The organism is Acidovorax sp. KPB24-03 (assembly GCF_057546605.1).
The window spans coordinates 1-3590 of sequence record NZ_BAAJYR010000358.1 but is presented as its reverse complement, the minus strand read 5'-3'; the positions used below and the strand labels follow the sequence as shown (position 1 = coordinate 3590).

Below are 3590 nucleotides of genomic sequence, written 5' to 3'. Positions count from 1 at the left end.
ACCGAGGCCACCCAGTGGATGAGCTGCGGGCCGTCGCGCGCCACGCGGGCCTGCAGCGCGGGGTCGTCCATGTCGAACCAGCGCCGCGTGCCCGCCGCCGGCCCGGGGGCGGCGGGGTTCATGGCGATGATTTCCAAATAGGTGCGCGGATGCGCCGGGCCGCTGAGGTTGAGCAGGCGGTTGTGCGTGCCCATGAGCGGGTGCTCGCCCCCCATGGCCGGCACCACGCCCAGCGTGCGGCGGCACCAGTCCACGCCGCTGTCCAGGCGGTCGGCCATCACCACGAGATGGTCGATGCAGGCGTCGGGCAGGTTCACAGCCGCACCTCGCCGTTCACGCAGGTGACCGATCCGCCGCCGACCCAGATGCGCTCGCCGTCCTGGTGCACGTGCAAGCGCCCGGCGCGGCCCATCGCGGTGCCCTGGCTGGCGACGTAGCTGGGCGGTGCCAGGTGCGCGCCGATGAGCCACTGCGCCAGGGCGGCGTTCAGGCTGCCCGTCACCGGGTCTTCGGCCAGGCCGTTGTTGCCCGGAAAGAACGCCCGCACCTCGAAGGCGATGCCCTCGTCGGCATGCGCGCCGACCACGCCCACCTTGCCGCGCGGCCCCACCACGCCGATGTCCAGCTGGCCGAGGACGGCGCTGTCGGGCTGCAGGGCCAGGACCTGCTCGGCGCTGGCGAGCATCACGCCGCGCCAGTTCGGGCCGTTGTCGCACCAGGCGTGCGCCACGATGTCGCTGCGCTCGATGCGCAGGCCGCGCGCGATCAGGGCCACGTCCTCTTCGGCCAGCGGCCCGCTCTTGAGCAGCGGCGGCGCGGCGAAGGCCAGCCGGTCGCCGTCGCGGCGCAGCGTGATCAGGCCCAGCGCGCATTCCTGCACCACCTCGCCATCGGTGCGCGGCTGGCCACCGGCTTCCAGCCAGGCGTGGCAGCTGCCCAGCGTGGGGTGCCCCGCGAACGGCAGCTCGCGGCCGGGGCAGAAAATGCGAACGCGGTAGTCGGCGCCGGCGGCCCGGCCGGCCTCGGTGGGCGGCAGCAGGAAGCTGGTTTCCGACAGGTTGGTCCACGCGGCGAAGCGGCGCATGTCGGCATCGTCCAGGCCTTGTGCGTCCAGCACCACGGCCAGCGGGTTGCCGTCGCCGGGGCGGTGGCTGAACACGTCGATCTGCTTGAAGGGGCGCTGGCGCATGGCGGGCGATGGTGTCAGGCGAGCGGCTGGTCGATCACGCCGCGCGCGCCGGGGCGCGACAGCAGGCCCTGGTACCAGGCGTCGAGGTGGGTGCGCGCCACGCGCTCCTGCGGCAGGCCCCACCAGCGGTGGATCTCGCAGCCCACCACGATGTCGGCCATGGTGAAGCGCTCGCCCGCCAGGCACGGCTGCTGCGCTAGGTGCGCCTCCAGCCGGTCCAGGAGCGGCTCGGTGGCCGCCACCGACCGCGCGATGGCGGCCGGGTCGCGCTGCGCCTCGGGCGTGCGCACCCACTGCAGGAACGCGTCGCGCCCCGCGGGGTTGAGCGTGGTCTGCTGCCAGTCCATCCACTGCTCGGCCACGAAGCGCGTGCGCAGGTCCTCGGGGTAGAGGGTGCCGCTGGCGTGCTTGGCGCACAGGTAGCGCACGATGGCGTTCGACTCCCACAGCGTGAAGCCGTCGTCCTCGATCAGCGGCACCATGCCGTTCGGGTTGAGCCGCAGGAACTGCGGCTCGCACACGATGCCGAACTGCCCGCCCGCGTCGGTGCGCTGCAGCTCCAGGCCCAGCTCCTGCACGGTCCACACGACCTTGCGCACGTTGATGGACGACAGCCGTCCCCAGAGCCGCAGCATGCGTCAGGCCTTCTGGGCGACGCGCGCCCGGATGGCCGCGGCCAGCGCGCCCACGCCGGTGTTGATCTGCGCGGCGCTGGCCGTCACGAACGACAGGCGCAGGGTGCGCTGGTCGGCGTTGTCGGCATAGAAGGCCGCGCCCGGCACGAAGGCCACGTTGCGGTCCACGGCCTCGGGCAGCAGGTCGATGGCGCTCATGCCTTCGGGCAGGCGCACCCACAGGAACATGCCGCCGTCGGGTTTGTTCCAGTGCACGTCCAGGCCAGCCATCTCGCGCGTGAGCGCCTCCAGCATGGCGTCGCGCTGCTGCTTGTACAGCGCGCGGATGGTGGGCACGTGGCGGCCCAGGAAGCCGTCCTTCATGACCTCGTGCACCATGCGCTGGTTGAAGCCCGGGCTGTGCAGGTCGGCCGCCTGCTTGGCCTGCAGCAGCTTGGGGAACACGGCCTTGGGCGCCACGATGAAGCCCAGGCGCAGGCCGGGGGCGAGCACCTTGGAGAACGAGCCCAGGTAGATGCAGCCTTCCGGGTTGCGCGCGGTCAGCGGCGCGGGCGGGGGCTGGTCGAACCACAGGTCGCCGTAGGGGTTGTCCTCGATCAGCGGCAGGTTCAGCTCGGCGGCCTTGGCCACCAGCGCGGCGCGGCGCGCCTCGCTCATGGTGCGGCCGGTGGGGTTCTGGAAATTGGGCAGCACGTACAAAAAACGCGCCTTGTCGGTACCGCTGCCGGCCTTGGTGGCCAGGTCCTCGATCTGCACGCCTTCGTCGTCGCTGGCCACGCTCACCACTTCGGGCTCCATGGGCGCAAAGGCCTGGATCGCGCCGAGGTAGGTGGGCGTTTCCACCAGGATGCGGCTGCCGGCGTCGATCAGCACCTTGGCCACGAGGTCCAGGCCCTGCTGCGAGCCGGTGGTGATCAGCACCTGCTCGACGCTCACGTCCCACGGCAGGAAGTCGGCGACCGCCTGGCGCAGCGGCTGGTAGCCCTCGCTCGCGGCGTATTGCAGGGCCGACTGGCCGTCCTGCGACAGCACGGCGCTGCAGGCCTTGGCGAAGTCGTCGATGGGGAAGGTCTTGGGGGAGGGCAGTCCGCCCGCCAGGCTGATGATGCCGGGCTTCTCGGTCACTTTCAGGATCTCGCGGATCACCGAGGGGTTCATCTTCGCGGCGCGTGCGGCCAGGGTCCAGTTCGTCATTGAGTGCATCTCCAGGGGGCGCTTGTTCTCCGGGGCGCCGGGGTCGTCGTTGAGGAAGCCGTTGTGCGGCGGGTGGCGGGCATGCGGGTGGGCCCGCCGGGGAAAGAGCTTAACCGCGCATCGCGGCGGGTTGGGGGTTCCTGGCCGGGCCTTGTCGCACCGGGGCGCGTCGGCCGACCACCACCGTGGCCATCACCGCGATGCCGAAGCCCAGGCTGACCGCATCGAGCGATTCGCCCAGCAGCGGCACCGAAAACAGCATGCCCAGGAACGGCTGCACCAGCTGCACCTGGCTCACGCGCACCGTGCCGCCGAGCGCCAGGCCCCGGTACCACGCGAAAAACCCCAGCCACATCGAAAACACCGACACATAGGCCAGCGCGCCCCACGCCGATGCCGGCATGGGCGCCGCGGGCCACGACCAGGCCCCCAGCGGCAGCGTGGCGGGCAGCGAGATGACCAGCGCCCAGCAGATCACCGAGCCCGAAGGCATGCGCTGCGACAGCCGCGCGCCGTAGCCGTAGCCCACGGCGGCGCACAGCACGGCCGCGAACAGCAGCAAGTCGGCCGGG

At 71.9% G+C, this 3590-nt stretch carries 5 protein-coding genes; all 5 read right to left on the bottom strand.

The genetic code is table 11. The features are described 5' to 3' along the window. A partial coding sequence (locus AC27KI_RS20795) for a VOC family protein (protein WP_487115606.1) occupies positions 1-278 on the bottom strand: 278 nt, incomplete at its 3' end. Between the two features lie 35 nt (positions 279-313). Beyond that, complete coding sequence (locus tag AC27KI_RS20790; protein ID WP_487115604.1) at positions 314-1189, bottom strand: PhzF family phenazine biosynthesis protein; 876 nt, start codon at positions 1187-1189, stop codon at positions 314-316. A gap of 14 nt (positions 1190-1203) precedes the next feature. Beyond that, positions 1204-1824 carry a glutathione S-transferase family protein gene (locus AC27KI_RS20785; RefSeq protein WP_284403002.1) on the bottom strand — a complete coding sequence of 207 codons (621 nt, stop codon included), beginning with the start codon at positions 1822-1824 and terminating at the stop codon, positions 1204-1206. A gap of 3 nt (positions 1825-1827) precedes the next feature. Continuing rightward, entirely contained in the window at positions 1828-3018 is a 1191-nt protein-coding gene (locus AC27KI_RS20780; protein ID WP_487115602.1) for an aminotransferase-like domain-containing protein, read from the bottom strand. A 109-nt stretch (positions 3019-3127) separates the two neighbouring features. Continuing rightward, on the bottom strand, positions 3128-3590 hold a 463-nt coding region (locus AC27KI_RS20775), incomplete at its 5' end, for a DMT family transporter (RefSeq protein WP_487115600.1).